The 17,542-nt window shown below is 71.1% G+C and carries 12 protein-coding genes; 5 read left to right on the top strand and 7 right to left on the bottom strand.

Annotated features, from left to right (window positions below; translation table 11 throughout):
* Positions 1-90: 90 nt before the first annotated feature.
* Positions 91-999, bottom strand: coding sequence for a glycoside hydrolase family 16 protein (locus ACIRQH_RS10040; RefSeq protein ID WP_404225094.1), 909 nt, complete (start codon positions 997-999; stop codon positions 91-93).
* A 254-nt stretch (positions 1,000-1,253) separates the two neighbouring features.
* Entirely contained in the window at positions 1,254-2,690 is a 1,437-nt protein-coding gene (locus tag ACIRQH_RS10035) for a lipase family protein (RefSeq protein WP_388872117.1), read from the bottom strand.
* Positions 2,691-3,525: 835 nt separating this feature from the next.
* Here ACIRQH_RS10035 and ACIRQH_RS10030 point away from each other — a divergent pair.
* Positions 3,526-4,752: a chitinase gene (locus tag ACIRQH_RS10030; protein WP_388872120.1), complete on the top strand. Its 1,227-nt coding sequence runs from the start codon at positions 3,526-3,528 to the stop codon at positions 4,750-4,752.
* 246 nt (positions 4,753-4,998) lie between these two features.
* Here ACIRQH_RS10030 and ACIRQH_RS10025 read toward each other — a convergent pair whose 3' ends face one another.
* A complete protein-coding gene (locus ACIRQH_RS10025) occupies positions 4,999-5,346 on the bottom strand; it encodes a DUF1330 domain-containing protein (protein ID WP_388872122.1) in 348 nt (115 codons plus the stop codon).
* A 371-nt stretch (positions 5,347-5,717) separates the two neighbouring features.
* Between ACIRQH_RS10025 and ACIRQH_RS10020 the strand changes: the two genes are divergently transcribed.
* A complete protein-coding gene (locus tag ACIRQH_RS10020) occupies positions 5,718-9,800 on the top strand; it encodes a discoidin domain-containing protein (RefSeq protein ID WP_404225092.1) in 4,083 nt (1,360 codons plus the stop codon).
* Positions 9,801-9,976: 176 nt separating this feature from the next.
* A complete protein-coding gene (locus ACIRQH_RS10015; RefSeq protein ID WP_388872128.1) occupies positions 9,977-10,798 on the top strand; it encodes a maleylpyruvate isomerase family mycothiol-dependent enzyme in 822 nt (273 codons plus the stop codon).
* Between the two features lie 27 nt (positions 10,799-10,825).
* On the opposite strand, the gene ACIRQH_RS10010 is transcribed toward ACIRQH_RS10015, so the two are convergent.
* The 3 genes from ACIRQH_RS10010 to ACIRQH_RS10000 form a co-directional block, all read right to left on the bottom strand.
* On the bottom strand, positions 10,826-12,706 hold the full coding sequence (locus tag ACIRQH_RS10010; protein ID WP_388872130.1) for a glycoside hydrolase family 15 protein: 1,881 nt from the start codon (positions 12,704-12,706) through the stop codon (positions 10,826-10,828).
* Between the two features lie 62 nt (positions 12,707-12,768).
* Positions 12,769-13,308 carry a hypothetical protein gene (locus ACIRQH_RS10005; RefSeq protein WP_388872133.1) on the bottom strand — a complete coding sequence of 180 codons (540 nt, stop codon included), beginning with the start codon at positions 13,306-13,308 and terminating at the stop codon, positions 12,769-12,771.
* A gap of 124 nt (positions 13,309-13,432) precedes the next feature.
* Positions 13,433-14,584 carry a helix-turn-helix transcriptional regulator gene (locus tag ACIRQH_RS10000; protein WP_404225089.1) on the bottom strand — a complete coding sequence of 384 codons (1,152 nt, stop codon included), beginning with the start codon at positions 14,582-14,584 and terminating at the stop codon, positions 13,433-13,435.
* A gap of 101 nt (positions 14,585-14,685) precedes the next feature.
* On the opposite strand from ACIRQH_RS10000, the gene ACIRQH_RS09995 reads away from it, so the two are divergent.
* Together ACIRQH_RS09995 and ACIRQH_RS09990 are read left to right on the top strand one after the other, a co-directional pair.
* The gene (locus ACIRQH_RS09995; protein WP_404225087.1) at positions 14,686-15,282 is read left to right on the top strand and encodes a DinB family protein; all 597 of its coding nucleotides are present in this window, start codon (positions 14,686-14,688) and stop codon (positions 15,280-15,282) included.
* 223 nt (positions 15,283-15,505) lie between these two features.
* Complete coding sequence (locus tag ACIRQH_RS09990) at positions 15,506-16,627, top strand: winged helix DNA-binding domain-containing protein (RefSeq protein ID WP_404225085.1); 1,122 nt, start codon at positions 15,506-15,508, stop codon at positions 16,625-16,627.
* A gap of 93 nt (positions 16,628-16,720) precedes the next feature.
* Here ACIRQH_RS09990 and ACIRQH_RS09985 read toward each other — a convergent pair whose 3' ends face one another.
* Positions 16,721-17,422, bottom strand: coding sequence for a CDP-diacylglycerol diphosphatase (locus ACIRQH_RS09985; protein WP_388872145.1), 702 nt, complete (start codon positions 17,420-17,422; stop codon positions 16,721-16,723).
* Positions 17,423-17,542: the final 120 nt, after the last annotated feature.

Below are 17,542 nucleotides of genomic sequence, written 5' to 3'. Positions count from 1 at the left end.
TTCGGATCAGGCGCACCGGGCGGAGGGGCAGAGCGCGGTCGGCGGGGCTTTCGAGGCACCTGCAAGCGGTCGCCGTACACCCGAGGGCGGTCATTTCCATCCGTACGCGTAGGCGGCGACCCAGGTCACGTCGAGTTCCGCGCTGCTGCCGGGGGCGGCGCCGGGGCCTTCGAGGGCGCTCTCGTTCTGCAGCACCCAGGAGAGGGGGGCGGAGGGCACTCCTCGGGTGTCCTCGCCGGTCAGGCGGCCGTCGACGAAGAAGCGCACGTGTCCGGGAGTCCACTCCGTCGACACGGTGTGCCACTCGGTCCAGTCGGCGTCGCTCGGGAAGTAGCCCTGCTCTCCCCCGCCGCAGGGATGGTGGAATGCGGTGATGCCGCCCGTCCACTCCCCCTCGGGGTGGTCCATTTCGCAGCCGTCGCCGTAATGCAGCCAGGCCGACTTGAATCCGGGAGCCACCTTCGTCACCTTGATGCGGGCGCTGTACTTGCCGTACGCCATCTGCATCACGGCGCGCGGCACGAGCGCCGCAGCGTGTACGGGGCCGCCGTCCTCGGGGCGCCACATGCGGATGTGCATCATCCCGTCACCGTGTTCGCCGGGACCCACGCTCACCGTGTCCTCCGGGTGGTAGGTGCCGACGACCTTCCTGTCCCGGTCGTTCGCCGTGTCCTGCCAACCGGTGGGGTAGGCCCACCAGTTGTCGCGGTACGCGCCCTTGAGTCCAGCGCAGTACGCGGCGGAGGTGTCGGCGTGGTGGTCGCAGTCGCTGAAGGATCCCAGCGGCACGCGGTCACCGTTGAAGTCCTCCGCGAGGACCTGCCAGAACGGGCCGCAGTCGCCGCGCGGCAGGGCGTTGCCGGTGCTGCGGCAGGCGTCCGCCGGTCGGGGCGCGCCGTCGGCGCTCGGGACCCAGAAGAGCGCGCCGGCCAGGAGGACCAGACCGAGGGGCATCAGCAGGGCGCGCCTGCGCCGGCCGGGCGCCGCGTGTGAACCCATCACTGTTCCCCTTCACTCCTCGGCGTGCGGGCGCCATCGTCCCGGGCCGTCGTCCACGAGGGCGACTTCGGGCACGGACCGCTGCGAGCGCCACGCGAAGGAGCATCCTCGCCTCAGGGCGGGGGCGGCACCACCCCGTGGACCGCCCGCGATGCGGATGTCCACGCTCCGCCACGGCGGTCGCAGGTGGCGGGTGCGGACAGCCCGAGGGCCCCGGCGGCCGGGACGCTCGCCGGGGTCCAGGGCCGTACCGGTCAGGGTTGCAGGGGCATCGACCAGCAGTTGGAGGTGGCGCGCTTTCCGGACAGGCGGTCGGTGAGCCAGGAGATGGCGCCGCCCTGGTCGGTGAGGAGCGGGACGAGGTGGTTGGTGAGGAGTCCGTCGCCGAGGTTGGGCAGGTTCACGGCGTCGTACGTGATGGTGGCGCCCTTGCGGCACCAGTCGACGGCGAGTTGGCGGGCCTGGGCGTGGGGCACGATGTCGTCCTGGATGCCGGTGGCCAGGCGCACCGGGCTGGTCGGCTTCAGGGTGCCGATGCGCTGGTCGTCGAGGACCTTCTGGAGCGTCGGGGTCTCGGCGACGATGTCGCTGATGGACTTCCCGTCGGTCGTCCACGACGTGCTCTTCTTGAACGCGTACCCGAAGATCGAGTCGGCGACGCACATGGTGGACAGGTCGGAGAGCGCCGCCTTGCCCGCGGTGTTGAGGTGGGCGTCGGCGATGGCCCGCAGTTCGGGGTCGGACTGCAGGAAGCCGTTGAGGGACCAGCCCAGGGCGCCGGCGAGGGCGCTGCCGTCGATGCCTTTGATCACCTCGGTGAGGTTGGCGGGCGGCGCCCCCGAGTAGGTGCCGGCGAGGGTGATGTCCGGGGCGTAGGAGGGTTGGAGTTCGGCGGCCGAGGCGCTGGCGCCGCCGCCCTGGCTGTAGCCGAAGAGGCCGACGGGTGAGGCGGGGGTGACGGACGCCCCGGTCAGGTTGCGTGCGGCGCGGACGGCGTCGAGCAGCGCGTGACCGCCGTCGAGGCGGTTGACGTACGTGTGGAGCCGGTCGGTCGCGCCGAGTCCGACGTAGTCGGTGACGACCACCGCCGTGCCGGAGGCGAGGAGCCGGTAGATCGCCAGGTCCTCGTAACCGACCGACACTGTCTCGCCGTTGAGGGTGATCGGGTGCTGGAGGCCCAGGGAGGCGGCGCACTGGTCGCCCTGTCCCATGGTGCCGGGTGCGACGGCGACCACCGGTCGTGGGCCGCCGCCCTTCCAGGCTGCCGAGGGTTCGATGTAGGCGCCGGTCACCGCGACGGGCTCGCCGTTCGAGTCGGTGGACCTGTACATCAGGCGGGTCGCCGTGCCGGGCAGCGGGCCGTTGAGGCCGGGCAGGCTGAGGGCGAGCGGGAGGGGTTCGCTGCGGATGATCGCGCCGTCGGCGGACGGGAGGGTCGTGGGCGGGTCGTAGAACGCGGGGATCGTCACTCCGCGGGACACCGTGCCGTCCGCGCCGGTGGCGGCCGTGGCGGGCAGTGCCTGGACGGCGAGGCAGGCGCAGACCGCGAGGGCCGTCGCGAGGAGCCGGCCGCCCCGGGGTGCGGTGGATCCGGGACGGTCCTCGGGCAACGGCCGCTCTGCGGCGGGCCGTCGGGCGGTCGGGGGGTGCGGTGCGTTCTCGGGGCCGTGGGGTCGGTGGGGTCGTTCCATGCGGCTCACTCCCTGCATCCTCGAAGGGGGTCGGTGGTGCGGGCGCCCGGCGTCAACGGCTCGACGCACGGGCCCGGTTGGGGGAGTCGGCCGGGCCGCCGCCGCGGGGATACGGCGTGCGGCTCCGGTCGGGGTGTCACAAGGCAGCCCCCATCACGGGGACGGCGTCGGGTGGTGAAGGAGGACCGCGTACGCCCTGGACCCGGGCGTGGGGCGGCCTGAGACGGGACGCGCGCCACCGCGCACGCGTCGTCGGCCGGGCGACGCCTACGGGAGCGCCCGCCCGCACATGGTGCGGCGCCGGGCGAGACAGGTGACGGGGGTGCTGTGCACGGCGGAGCCCCGGTGCTCGTGGCTGCGGCTGCGCCGTCCGTGCTGTGCCTCGTGGTCCGGTCGTGCGCTGTTCGGATGCCTGTGAGCGGGGGTGACGGACGTCGAAGTCCCGTGCGAAGCCCGTTAGTTACTCCCGAGTCACATCAGGAGAGTAGGAGTGGATGTCACTCAGTGACAAGATGTCTGCGTACGGCATTTCCGAGCGGCGCACGCGACCTCGGGTCGGCGCCGACGCGAGCGCGCCCCACTCGCCATCCCTCACGGGGCACCCTCCCGCCTGACGCCCCCAGCGGCGCCCACCTCGCGAGTCGAACGCCCTCAACTCGACCCACCTGTAACCGCATCGACCCACGCGCGCAGCAAAGGGCACAGCCCGAGCGGGCTTTGAGTAAAGAGATTGCATGGTCTAGTCCAAAGACCTATCTGGTCTAGTCCAACTCATTGACGTGATCGCGACACTGGCCGGAAGCTATGGCCACTCCCCCACCCCTCTGGAGGCACCGTGAGACGTCTTCGCGCATGTCTGGGCGCGGCAGCAGCCGTCAGCCTGGCCGCAGTCGGCACGACCGCGCTGGTCGCGGGCAACGCCTCGGGCGCGACCAGCGCGCTCAGCAACCGCTGGTACGCCGCCGCGCCCTACCTGATGCCGACGGACAACGAGCCGCCGGACGCGGGCGCCATCATGGACGCCACAGGCCTCAAGGCGTTCCAGCTCGCCTTCATCCTCGCCCCCAACGGCGGCGGCTGCTCGCCCACTTGGGGCGGCACGTCGGCGGTCTCCTCGGACACCGCCGTCCAGTCGGTCATCAACGGCATCCGCGCCAAGGGTGGTGACGTCTCCGTCTCCATCGGCGGATACGGCGGCACCAAGCTCGGCCAGGCATGCTCGGACGCGGCCTCCACCGCGGCGGCCTACCAGCAGGTCATCACCAAGTACGGCCTGCACGCGATCGACTTCGACCTGGAGGAGCCGGAGTACGAGAACACGGCGGCCATCAAGAACGAGATCGGCGCCGCCAAGATCCTCCAGCAGAACAACCCCGGCCTGTACGTCTCCGTCACCACGGCCGGCACGGCGGACGGCACCGGCTGGTTCGGCAAGCAGATGCTGCTGGAGGCGAAGTCGCAGGGCTTCACCCCGAACAACTTCTCCATCATGCCCTTCGACGGCGGCTTCAACGGCGCCGCGTCGCAGACCAGCGCGCTCGCCAACTTCAACACCATCCTCCAGTCCACCTTCGGCTGGGACCAGGCGACCGCGTACGCCCACGAGGGCTTCTCGGGCATGAACGGCCGCAGCGACACCGGCGAGTACTTCTCGCAGGCCGACTTCCAGACCGTGCTGGACTTCGCCACCAGCCACAACATGGACCGCTTCACCTTCTGGTCCCTCAACCGCGACCGCCAGTGCACGCCCGCCGACAACGGCGGCCGCACGTCGGGCACCTGCTCCAGCGTGGCCCAGAACTCCTGGGACTTCGCCAAGTACTCGGTGAAGTTCGCGGGAGCGACGCCGCCCACCGGCACGCCCACCCCGACACCCACCCCGACCCCGACTCCGACGCCGCCGAACGGCGCATGCAAGACGGCGTGGAGTTCGTCCGCGGTGTACACCGCCGGCAACGAGGCCTCGTACAACCATCACAACTGGAAAGCCAAGTGGTGGACCCAGAACGAGACACCGAGTGCCTCCGACTGGGGTCCGTGGCAGGACGAGGGCGCCTGCTGACCCGTCACGTCCGGTCCGGCTCCGGACAGGGTGCCCGTCTCCATCGGGCCGCCCCGCGTCCGGAGCCGCCCGGCCCAGGCCTCCCCGCCTGAGCGCACCGACGCGGCACAGCGGAAGGGACGACGTCACCCGTGGTTCGGGGGGCGCCGTCCCTTCCGCCGTACCGGCTCCGGCGAGACCTCGGCCTCGCCCGGCGGAACGCGAATGGAGTTGCCGCGACCCGCCGCATTGCCCCAGACGACAGGCCTAGTCGGCGGGGAGGGCCTCCCGCATCGCCTTCGCCGTGACCACCGGGTCGTAACCCTCGGGGACGCCGGGGACCAGAATGATGTCCCCGGCGATGTGCCGCGAGCGCAGCGGAGCGATCTCCCGGTAGGCCGGGGACTCCCACCAGGCGCGCGCCTCGGCGATGCCGGGGAAGCCGATCACCACGACGTGGCCCGGCCAGCCGCCCTCCAGGACCTCGTGCTGCGCGCCGTGCACGAGGAAGCGGCCTCCGAAGGGCTCGAAGGTGGCGCCGATCCGCTCGATGTACGAGGCGATCTCGGGGTGCGGAGTGGCTTCGCGCAGGTGGGCTATGGCGTAGGCGGTCATGATGTCCTTCCGGCCGATCGGGCTCCGTCGGGAACGACGTTGCCAGCCGCACGGCACAGGGTCGATTACCCGCGAGGTAATCGGCGGCGGAACAGTGCCGGACCGATCGCCTCGCCCACCCGCCCGCGCGGCTGGGCCTGGCCTGGCCGAAAAATGCACCAGCCCCGCCGCACTCCACCCTCACCACCCCACGCCCCCACCTGCAAGTCCATCCGCAGCGGGGGCAGTCGGCGTCACGGCTCTTGACAGAAACCTCCGCGCGTCACAGTCTTTGGCAACGTTGTCATTCGCCCTGACAACGTTGCCATACCTTCCAGGCCGCCCCTCCCTGTGCTCCTCAAGCACCACCCGTGTGATTGGACGTCCCGCTGATGGCTCAGCCGAATCCGCCGCACTCCCCCTCCCGACGATCGATCGTCCTCACCGGCTCGACGCTTCTGGCCGGATTCGGTCTGGGCACCGCGTTGCCCGGTTCCGCCGTGGCTGCCGAGCGTCGGAGCCCTGTCGTCGCCCAGGGGTCCGAGGACGAACTCGCCGTCTACCGGCCGGTGACCGTCTCCTCCACCGACTACGCCCCCACGCCGGCGGAGTTCGTGGTCGACCGGGTCGCCTCCCCCGGTGTGCGGGGCACCGGATGGCGCGCGGGGGGCGGCGATCCGCAGTGGATCTCGGTCGATCTCCAGGCGGACTGCCGCGTCACCTGGATCCGGCTCACCTTCGAAGCGGACGCGAGCGACCCGGTGTTCACGCCTCCGGCGACCGGGAACTGGGCCGACGGCACCACGGGCAAGGAGATCCTCTCCAGCTACGCGGTCGACTTCGTGGTCGAGACGTCCCGCGATCACACGTCATGGACGAGCGTGTACCGCACGACGGCCGGCACCGGCGGCGTCGTCGACATCCAGTTGCCGAAGCCGACCACGGCGCGCTGGGTGCGGCTGACCTCGCGCAAGCGGTCCAGCCCCAACCCCCTGGGCGTCAACGGCTTCGAGGTGTTCGGCTCCGCACAGGGACGCCGCCCCTCGGCCACCGGGTGGACCGACTGGGGCACGCACGACGGGCACACCCCGGCACTGAAGGTGGCCGGCGACGGCACGGTGCCGCTGGAGTCCGGCTGGACGCTGACCATGGACGACTGGGCCGAGGGCGACGGAGCGGCGCTCTCGAGCACCGGCGTGGACACCCGGACCTGGCTGCCCGCCACGGTGCCCGGCACCGTCCTCGCCTCCCTCGTCGACCAGGGCAAGCTGCCGGACCCGGTCTCCGGTCTGAACAACCTGCACATCCCTGAGGCGCTCTCCCGCCACTCCTGGTGGTACAAGCGGGACTTCGAGCTGCCGCGCGGTCTGCGGACGGGTGCCGGACGCCGGGTCTGGCTGGAGTTCGACGGCATCAACCACCGGGCCGACATCTGGCTCAACGGCAAGCAGGTGGGCGACCTGTTGTATCCGTTCGCCCGGTCGGCGCACGACGTGACGAAGCTCCTCGACGCCCGGGGCGAGAACGCGCTGGCGGTGAAGATCACGCCGATGCCCGTGCCCGGCAGCCCCGGCGACAAGGGCCCCGCCGGTGAGTCCTGGGTCGACGCCGGCGCCAATCAGATGAACCTCAACTCCCCCACGTACCTGGCCTCTTCGGGCTGGGACTGGATGCCGGCCGTGCGTGACCGGGTTGCCGGCATCTGGAACCACGTGCGCCTGAGATCCACCGGGCAGGTCGTCATCGGCGATCCCCGGGTGGACACCGTCCTGCCCGATCTCCCCGACACCTCGACGGCCGAACTGACCATCGTCGTCCCGGTCCGCAACGCCGACTCCGCGGACCACAAGGCGACCGTCACGGCGGCGTTCGGCGATGTGCGCGTCTCCCGCAAGGTCACGGTTCCGGCCGGCCGGAGTGTCGACGTCGTGTTCGCCCCCGGCACCTTCAGCAAGCTGCGGCTGCGCGACCCCGAGCTGTGGTGGCCCAACGGGCTCGGCAGCGCGCGTCTGCACGACCTGACGCTGGACGCCCAGGTCGACGGTACCGAGAGCGACCGGCGCGAAACCCGCTTCGGGATACGCCAGTTCGGCTACGAGTACGACGTGCCGCTCCCCTTCGTCGCCTCCGGTGACGCGTACACCCAGTCCGTGGACCTGGATGCGCAGCAGGCCCGGCACGTCCGCGTCCGCTGCCTGACCCGGGCCACCGACTGGGGCAGTTCGCTGTGGGCCCTGTCCGTGTTCGACGGCGCCCGTCCGGGCAACGACCTCGCCCTGCACGGCGACGCCACCGCGTCGACGACCGACGAGGACGGCCACGCGGCCGGCAACGTCACGGACGGCGACCCGGCCACCCGATGGTCCTCGGCGTACCAGGACGACCAGTGGATCCGGGTCGACCTGGGCTCCACCCAGTCCTTCGACCGGATCGACCTGGTGTGGGAGCAGGCGTACGCCCGCACCTATGTGGTGCAGGTGTCCGCAGACGGCGACGACTGGCGGGACGTGAAGTCCGTCGACAACACCGCCGTGCCACTGCCCTTCAACAGCGGCGACGCCAGCCTCCAGGTGGAGGACTTCAGCGCGCGCACGGCACGCTATGTCCGCATCAACTGCGGTCTGCGTAACACGAGTTGGGGCAACTCGCTGTGGTCCCTCTCGGTCATCGACAGCGCCGAGCCGGGAACCGACCTCGCGTTGCGCAGGACGGCCACCGCCTCGACCCAGGAGTCCGATCACCCCGCCTCCGCCGCCACGGACGGCGACGCCGGAACCCGCTGGTCCTCGGAGTACGCGGACCACCAGTGGCTCCGGGTCGACCTCGGCAGCGCACGGCGTTTCGACCGGGTGGCCATCGTGTGGGAGGCGGCCTACCCGAAGACGTACACGATCCAGGCGTCGGACGACGGTGAGGCGTGGACCGATGTCACGGCGGTGACCAACACCCCCGAACCGCTGAAGATCAGCGTGAACGGCGTACGGGTTCTGGTGCGCGGCGGCAACTGGGGCTGGGACGAACTGCTGCGCAGGATGCCCGCCGAGCGGATGGACGCGGCGGTGCGGATGCACCGCGACATGAACTTCACCATGATCCGCAACTGGGTGGGGAGCAGCAACCGCGAGGAGTTCTTCGCCAGCTGTGACGAGCACGGGATCCTGGTGTGGAACGACTTCCCCAACGCCTGGGGCATGGACCCGCCGGACCACGACGCCTTCAACTCGACGGCGCGGGACACCGTGCTGCGCTACCGCGTCCACCCCAGTGTGGTGGTCTGGTGCGGGGCCAACGAGGGCAATCCCCCGGCCGCCATCGACAAGGGCATGCGTGAGGCCGTCGAGCAGCAGGCGCCCGGCATCCTGTACCAGAACAACTCGGCCGGCGGCATCATCACGGGCGGTGGCCCCTACGGCTGGGTGGAGCCGGAGAAGTACTACGAGCCGTCGACGTACGGCAGCAACAGTTTCGGCTTCCACACCGAGATCGGCATGCCGGTCGTCTCCACCGCGGCGAGCCTGCGCGACATGACGGGCGACGAGCCGGAGTGGCCGATCCGCGGCGCGTGGTACTACCACGACTGGAGCGAGCGCGGTAACCAGGCGCCGCAGAACTACAAGGCGGCCATCGAGGCCCGGCTCGGGGCGGTGACCGGCCTCGACGACTTCGCGCGCAAGGCCCAGTTCGTCAACTACGAGAACACGCGCGCCATGTTCGAGGCGTGGAACGCCCACCTGTGGGACGACGCCAGTGGTCTCATGCTGTGGATGTCCCACCCGGCGTGGCACAGCACCGTGTGGCAGACGTACGACTACGACTTCGACGTCAACGGGACCTACTACGGTGCCCGTTCGGCCTGCGAACCCCTGCACGTGCAGGCGGATCCGAGGACCGGGCAGGTGATCGCGGTCAATCACACCAGTCGGGCGCTCAAGGGGGCGAAGGTCACCGCCCGCCTGTACGACCTGTCGGGCCGGCAGCACGGCGCCACCCGCACCGCGGGCGTCGAGGTGGCCGCCGCCACCACCACCCGGGCCCTGACGCTCGGCTGGAGCGACGACCTGCCGGACCTGCATCTGCTGCGTCTGACCCTGGAGGACTCCGCGGGCCGTCCGCTGTCCCGCAACACCTACTGGCGCCAGCGGACCCCGGCAGCTCTGAAGGCACTCAACTCGGCACGGCAGGTCAAGCTGTCCGCTTCGGTCTCCCGTCTGTCACAGGCCGGGGCGCGCCACGAGCTGACCGCCACCGTCCGCAACCGGGGCACGGCCGTCGCCGCGATGGTCCGGCTCTCGCTGCTGGACCGGACCGGCCGGGAGCGCGTCCTGCCCACGTTGTACAGCGACAACTACCTGTGGCTCCTGCCGGGAGAGTCCCGGGAGGTGACCCTGTCCTGGCCGGCGTCAGCGCTGGCGTCCGGCCGCCCGTCCCTGCAGGTGGAGGCGTACAACAGCGATCCGATCCTGGCCCGCTCCTGATCCGTATGTCCGCTTTGCCCGCCCCACGGCTGCCTCGACGTGCGTCGTCGCCGCTCAGGGGGTTGTCGTCACGGCGGTTGGCTGGTCTTCTGTACGCCCGGTGATCGGCAACGTGTCGCCTTCCTCTCGGCTGTTCCCGGCCGGGAGGGGGCGACGGCGACAGGAAGGGCGGCGACATGGACTCGGCGGCGGGGCAGGGCGTGCGGAGGCCGCTGCCCGACGGGCTCGGCTCGGCGATACGCGGGACCGCCCAGGAGATCGCCGCACTGCTGGGTCCTGGCGCGGACATGGGGCGGCGGATACCCGGGGCGGAGTGGAACGTCGGCGAGGCCGCCGCACACTTGGCGCTGGCCAACGCGTTGATGGCGGACCTCGCGGCAGGGCATCAGCGCCCCTACGGGGACGGCACGCCGCAGAGCCTCGCGGAGGCCAACGAGCGCTCCCTCACGGACTTCGGGGAGCGGGAGCCCGGACCGCTGGCCGCCATGATCGTCGAGCAGGCGGACGCCTGCCTGCGGGCGTTGGAGGAAGGGGCCGTCGAAGGACCTCTGCTCACCCCCCTCGGTCCGATGAGTCCGCGGGAGCTGGGGTCGTACCTGCTCACGCACATGCTCGGGCACGGCTACGACCTCGCCCGCGCCCTCGGCCGGCCGCACATGGTCGACCGCGTCCGGGCCGGCCTGACCATGCCGTTCATGCTCCGGGTGATGCCGCGGGTTGCCAACACCTCCCGCACCGCCGGGATGAACGCCCGCTACGACGTACGCCTCTGGGGCGGCGGACGGTTCGGCGTGGCCGTCGCCGACGGCGAGCTGTCCGTCGAGGAAAGGCCCTCGGCCCGGCCGGACTGCACGATCCACATCGAGCCGGTCACCTTCCTCCTGATGGCGCTGGGCCGCCAGGGGCAGGCCGGCTCCCTCGCGCGAGGCCGCATCCTCGTCCGGGGCCGCAGGCCATGGCTCGCTCCCCGCTTCCCCGGTCTGTTCACCGCGCCCTGAGCGCCCGCCCGGCCGTGGCTCCCGCGATCAGCCCAGCTTGCGGTCCAGGTTGAAGGCGGCGCTGATCAGGGCGAGGTGTGTGAAGGCCTGGGGGAAGTTCCCGCTCTGCTCCCCGGTGTGGCCGATCTCCTCCGCGTACAGGCCGAGGTGGTTGGCGTACGTGAGCATCTTCTCGAAAGCGAGCCGAGCCTCGTCGACGCGGCCGGCACGGGTGAGTGCCTCGACGTACCAGAAGGAGCAGATCGAGAAGGTGCCCTCCTCGCCCTGGAGGCCGTCGGGGCTCGCCTGCGGGTCGTAACGGTAGACGAGCGAGTCGGAGACCAGGTCCTCGCCCAGCGCGTCGAGGGTGGCCAGCCACTTCGGGTCGGTCGGCGAGACGAACTTGGCGAGCGGCATCATCAACAGGGACGCGTCGAGGATGTCGCTGTCCTCGTACTGGGTGAAGGCCCGGCGTGCTCCGGACCAGCCGCGGCTCATGATGCGCCGGTAGATGTCGTCGCGGGCGGTGCCCCAGCGGAGGGTGTCGGCGGGCAGACCGCGGTGCTGGGCCAGCCGCATGGCCCGTTCGATGGCCACCCAGCACATCAGCCGGGAGTAGAGGAACGCCTTGCGGCCGCCACGGGTCTCCCACACCCCCTCGTCCGGCTGGTCCCAGTTGTCGCACACCCAGTCGACGAGCGCGCTGATGCCGTCCCAGTGGGCGCTGGAGAGCGGCTGGCCCCACTTGTCGTAGAGGTAGAGGGAGTCGACCAGGGCCCCGTAGATGTCGAGTTGGAGCTGGCCGACGGCGTCGTTGCCGACGCGCACCGGGGCGGACCCCCGATAGCCCTCCAGGTGCGGTAGTTCACGCTCGGGCAGGTCACGGCGCCCGTCGATGCCGTACATGATCTGCAGCGGGCCGCCCGGCGCCGTGGTGTCGGGATCGTCGAGCCGTACATGCTCGGTGAGGAAGGTCATGAACGCCTCGGCCTCCTCGGTGAAGCCGAGGCGCAGCATGGCGTACACGCAGAAGGCGGCGTCGCGGATCCACACGTAGCGGTAGTCCCAGTTGCGCTCGCCGCCGATCTGTTCGGGCAGGCTGGTGGTGGGGGCGGCGATGATGGCGCCGGTGGGTGCGTACGTGAGCAGTTTCAGGGTGAGGGCCGACCGGTGCACCATCTCCCGCCAGCGTCCCTTGTACCGCGACCGGGACAGCCAGTGCCGCCAGTAGGCCACGGTCGCGTTGAACTCCCGCTCGGCCTCGGCCACGGCACAGAAGCGCGGCGGCACGTCGTCGCCGATCCGGTCGATCGCGAAGACCGCGGAGTCCCCCTCGCCCAGTTTGAACAGCGACCACACGTCCTGCCCGTCGGCCTCCAGGGGCACGGTGGCGGTGAGCGCGAGCTTGAGCGCGGCCGAGTCGAAGACCGCCTGGCCGTCGTCCAGGTGCAGGGTGTGCGGGACCGTCCCGTACTCGAAGCGGGGGGCGATCCGGGCGCGGAAGGGCAGGGTGCCGCGGACGCACACCACGCGGCGGATCAGCCGGTGCCGGTCGGCCTCGCGCGAGCCGTCCACGACCGGCATGAAGTCCTGGATCTCGCCGACCCCGCCGTCCGCGAAGAACCGGGTGATCAGGACGTTGGTGTCGGGAAAGTAGAACTGCTTCGTCCGCGCCGGGACGTCCGCGGCGAGCTCGAAGCTTCCGCCCCGGTCCGCGTCCAGGATCGACGCGAAGACACTGGGCGCGTCGAAGCGCCCGCAGCAGTACCAGTCGATGGTGCCGTCCGTGCCGACCAGGGCGGCGCTGCGCAGGTCGCCGATGAGTCCGTGTTCCGCGATGGGCAGGTATCGGGGCGCGTCATCGTGACGGCCGCCGGGCCCGTTCCGCGCGCGGCCTCCCGCCCGGGCTCCAGGAGTCTCGTCCGCCATGCCGGCCTCCCTAGAGGTTGCGGACCGTGTGGTGCCGGTGGTCCTTCGCCACAGCCTCGCGGTCAGTCCTTGAGGACGACCTTGGCGGCGACGATGATCAGGCCGAGCGCCAGATTGACGAAGCCCTCGGCGAAGACCTGTCCCCGGGAGGCCCCGGCGCGGACGGCGCCCAGACACGCCCACACGACCTGCTGGACGACCGCCACTCCCAGGGCGATCCACAGCCCCGTGTTGACGCTCATCCCCAACCAGCTGACGGCGACGGCCGCGGCGGGAAGGGCGGCGGCCTCGACGATGGCCCACTCGTGCAGGCCGCTCCGGCGGATCTCCCGCCAGGACCAGGGCTGGCCGACGATCCTCTCCCCGGCCAGATGGGCGTAGACGTGCGTGGCCCAGAAGACGAGGCCGGTCACGACGAGCAGGAGAATGATCTCCAGACGTGGGTGCGCCCCACCCGTTCCCGCCGTGGCCACCACGGAGGCGGCCAGGATCGAACCGTAGATGGCGCCCGCGTAGTCGGTTCGTCCACTTGTCGACGTCGCCGGCGGCGTCGACGACTCGGTACGGTCCCCACCCTCGGGCGGGACACTGGAGTGGCTCACTCTCTCAAGATATGGCCGGGGCTCCGGCGCTGCCCGACGAGCGCGACGGCCTACGAGCGCGCCGAGGGCGGGCGTGCGGATCTCGACCCGCAGCGGGCCTCGGGGCCGGTCTCCCCGGCCGGCCTCAGGAACTCACCGGCTGCTCGTTCGTAGCGGCGGGTTCGTCGGTCCCGGTGAGGGAGGCGGCGCGGGCGCAGCGGCGGGCCAGCCGGGCGAAGGCGTCGGCGAGCTCGGGCGGCCCCACGACCCGGATCTCGGTGTCGAACCTGGCGACGGTCGCGGCCAGACCGGCCCACGACCACGAACCGAGGACGAGGCGGCAACGGTGGGGGCCCACTTCTTCGACGACGCCGTCACTCGCGTACCCGGAGACGACGGCGGCGGGCAGATCGAGGATCACCTCGCCGCGACAGGGCCAGTCGACGGACCGGACCTGGGCGCCGGAACCGTTCGAGCCATAGGGGTCCGGGAAGCTGCAGGACCCGTTCGAACCGCCCGTGCCCGTATCCGCCCGGGGTTCCGAGCCCCGGAACCTGCCGGCGACGAACGCGGGGACGTCTCCTCCGGGCACCTCGCGTGGCGTGAAGCGGGGGCCTGTCGGCGTGCGCGGGTCGATCCGGTCGACCCGGAAGGTGCGCCAGTCGTCGCGGTCGAGGTCCCAGGCGACGAGGTACCAGAGTCCGCCCCAGGTGACGAGGTGGTGCGGTTGCACGCGGCGCGGAGGGTCCGGGTCGGGGCCGCCGTCCGGCCGCGGCGACGCGGTATCCGCGACCGGGGCGGGGGGCCAGGCCGGGGTGTAGGCGAAGCGCAGGACCTCGCGGGCGCGGACGGCCGCACTGAGTGTCAGGAGGACACCTGGGTCGGCCTGCGGCCTCTGCGCCGTCCCCGCTCGTTCCACGGGGGTGACCTGGAGGGCGTCGACGCGATGGCGGAGCCGTGCGGGCATCACCTGCCGGACGGTGGTGAGGGCACGGACCGCCCCTTCCTCGATGCCCGCACCCGTGACGGACGCGGTCCGCAGGGCCACGGCGAGGGCCACGGCCTGCTCATCGTCGAACAGGAGCGGCGGAAGCTCGGAACCGGCGCCGAGACGGTAGCCCCCGTCGGGGCCCTTCGCGGTCCGGATCGGATAGCCGAGGTCCCGCAGGCGGTCGATGTCCCGCCGCACGGTGCGCGGGCTGACCTCCAGACGCTCGGCCAGCAGCTGCCCCGGCCAGTCCCGGCGGGCCTGCAGGAGCGAGAGCAGGGACAGCAGTCGCGCGGATGTCTTCGGCATGACACCGATGGTCCCCCGAGTAGCGGACACATCCTGTCCGCTACTCCTGAGACGGTGGTCTCGTTCGCCACCACCGGACCGACCCGAAGGATCTGATCACCGTGAACACGACCCCTGCCTCCTCCTCGTCCTCCTCGGCCCCTTCGTCGCTCGACGGCGAGCGGGCCGACCTCCTCGCGGAGCTGGCGACCGCCCGGTCCGCCCTCACCGGCACGGTGCGCGGACTCGGCGACGAGCAGGCCGGCGAGAACCCGACGGTCAGCACCCTGTGCCTGGGCGGTCTGATCAAACACGTCGCCTCCATCGAGGAGGGCTGGCTGCGCTTCGCCCTGGAGGGCCCGTCCGCGCTGCGATACGACCTGCCCGGCGGAGTCACCTGGGCGGACATGGCGGCCGGCACGGCAAGCGAGTTCCCGCAGTGGGCGATCGACCACCGGAACAACTTCCGGATGCTGCCCGGCGAGACGCTCGCGGACATCGTCAAGCGCTACGAGGAGGTGGCGGCCCGCACCGAGGAGGTCGTCGCGACCGTCCCCGACCTCTCGGCGACGCACCCGCTCCCCGAGGCGCCCTGGCACGAGCCCGGCGCCGTGCAGAGCGTACGCAGGGTTCTGATGCACGTCATCGCCGAGACGGCACAGCACGCCGGGCACGCGGACATCCTGCGCGAGAGCCTCGACGGACAGACATCGAGCTGACCGACGACCGACTGCCACCTGCTGACTGCTGACCACTGACTGCTGACTGCTGACTGCTGACTGCTGACTGCTGACTGCTGACTGCTGACTGCTGACTGCTGACTGCTGACTGCTGACGAGCCTGAGCGGCACTGAAAGGGAGGAGCGTGCCCATGAAACGCACCGAACACGCGACGGCATCAGACCGTGCGGCGGCGGAGAACCGCAGCCGGGTGGCGCGACGATGACGACCGTCCTCGACAACCGGTCGCTCAACCGTGCGACGCTCGCCCGCCAGTTGCTGCTCGACCGCGCCGACATGCCGGTGCACGAGGCGGTCGCGCACCTCTGCGGCCTCCAGGCGCAGGAACCCCAGGAGCCGTACACCGGACTCTGGTCCCGGTTGCGGGCGTTCCAACCGGCAGCGCTGTCGGTCCTGTTGACCGGGCGGAGTGTGGTGCGGGCGCATCTCATGCGGCGCACCGTGCACCTGCTGACAGCGGAGGACGTCCTCGTCTGGCGGTCCCGGCACGACGCCATGCTGCGCCAACGGGTGCTCGGGGTCTACCGCCGTGAACTCGACGGAGTCGACCTCGACGAACTCGCAACGGCGGCACAGGCGTTGATGGCGGACGGCGAGCCCCGCCCGACGTCCGAAGTGGTGCGCGTATTGGCCGCCCGCTGGCCGGATCCCGGGAGGCGGGCCCTGGGGGAAATGGTGATGGCCGCGCTCGTGCCGGTGGCACAGGCCCCGCCGCGGGGACTGTGGCGCACGAAGGCGGGCGTGCGGAACGTTCCGCTGGCCTCATGGCTGGGCAGGGAAGTGGATCCTCCGGCACTCGCCGGCACGGATCCCGTCGGCCGGGCACTGGTGCGGCGCTACCTGGCCGCGTTCGGCCCTGCCTCGTCGGCGGATCTACGCGCCTGGTGCGGGCTCGCCGGACTGCCGGCCGCCGTGGCCGCCGTACGGGAGGAGCTGGTCTCGTTCCGAGACGTCCGGGGCCGGGAACTCCTGGACCTTCCCGACGCGCCGCGCCCCGATCCCGACACCCCCGCTCCGGTGCGGTTCCTGCCGGCGTTCGACAACGCGATCCTCGGCTACCAGGATCGCGGCCGGATCATCGACGACACCCACCGCGGCCTCTCGGTGGCCGGCGAACGCGTGGTCCTGGTCGACGGCCGCGTGGCCGCGACCTGGCACGCCACCGACGCCACGGTCACCGTCACACCCCTGCGCACACTGTCCCGGTGGGCACGCGACGCCGTGGCGGAGGAGGGGCGAGAACTGACGGTCTTCCTTTCCGACGGGGAGAGTGATCGGGTGCGGTGGGAGGAGCCGTCTTCCGCCTTGCCCACGGGGCGGTGAGCACCGCACTGCGGACGAGGATCGAGGGAAGGTCAACTCACCCTCCTGGCAGGCAGGTTGAGTCGACCTTCCACACCGGGGGCCAAGGACCCGTCAGGCGTAGACGAGCAAGTAGTCACACGTGCTGGTGCCGCCGTGCAGGGACGTGTCGCTGTTGAGGACGTAGAAGACCAATCCGGCGGCTGTCGTGCTCGGCACCACGATCAGCGTCTGATCCGCCATGCTGAGCCCGTTCGGCCTGACCACATGCTGGTTCAGCAGCATGAAGAGGTTCTGCCTGAGGTCGGTCAGCTTGAGAATGCGATAGGTGCGATCTCCCGAACCCGGGGTGCCCGTGATGGGTGCCTGGCTGGCCGTGGCAGCCCACTGCGCGGGATGGGTGGCCATGCGGCCCATCGTGTCGAGGTCCTGAAGACGCCGCACTGTACTGGGCCGGACTCCGGCCAGGTGAATGTGCATCTGGTCGAAGCGCCGGGCACCCTTGGAGTTGATCCCCAGTCCGATGTCGGCGTAGTGAACGGGAAGGCTCCTCGCGTTCTCCCAGGCGTCCATCCAGTAGTTCGCCACCGAGGACGTGACGAGAAACGGACACTCGATACCCGTGACCCGGCAGCTGGGGAGCAGGAGGTAGTTGTGCTGGTTCTCGGGCTTTCCGTGCAGCACGACGTAGTTCGGTGTCGTCTTCAGACAGTTGGGCTTGGGCTGCGGCGCGGGCGGGACGATGCCGCGAGTGCAGTACTGGACGTCATGCCAGAGCGGATCGTTGTCGGTGAGCCTGCCGCAGAGAGCCTGCATCTGAGACGGGGGGCAGGGACTCTGGCCCGCCCCGGGCGGGGAGGTGGGAGGAGTGGGGCACGTACAGGGGTCTTCCCCATACCCTGGGTCGTCGGCCGCGACCGCCTTGCCCGTCGCACC

Origin of the sequence: Streptomyces sp. NPDC102279, from assembly GCF_044766365.1 — a bacterium.
GTDB lineage: Bacteria > Actinomycetota > Actinomycetes > Streptomycetales > Streptomycetaceae > Streptomyces.
This window is presented reverse-complemented; position numbering and strand designations above follow the sequence as displayed.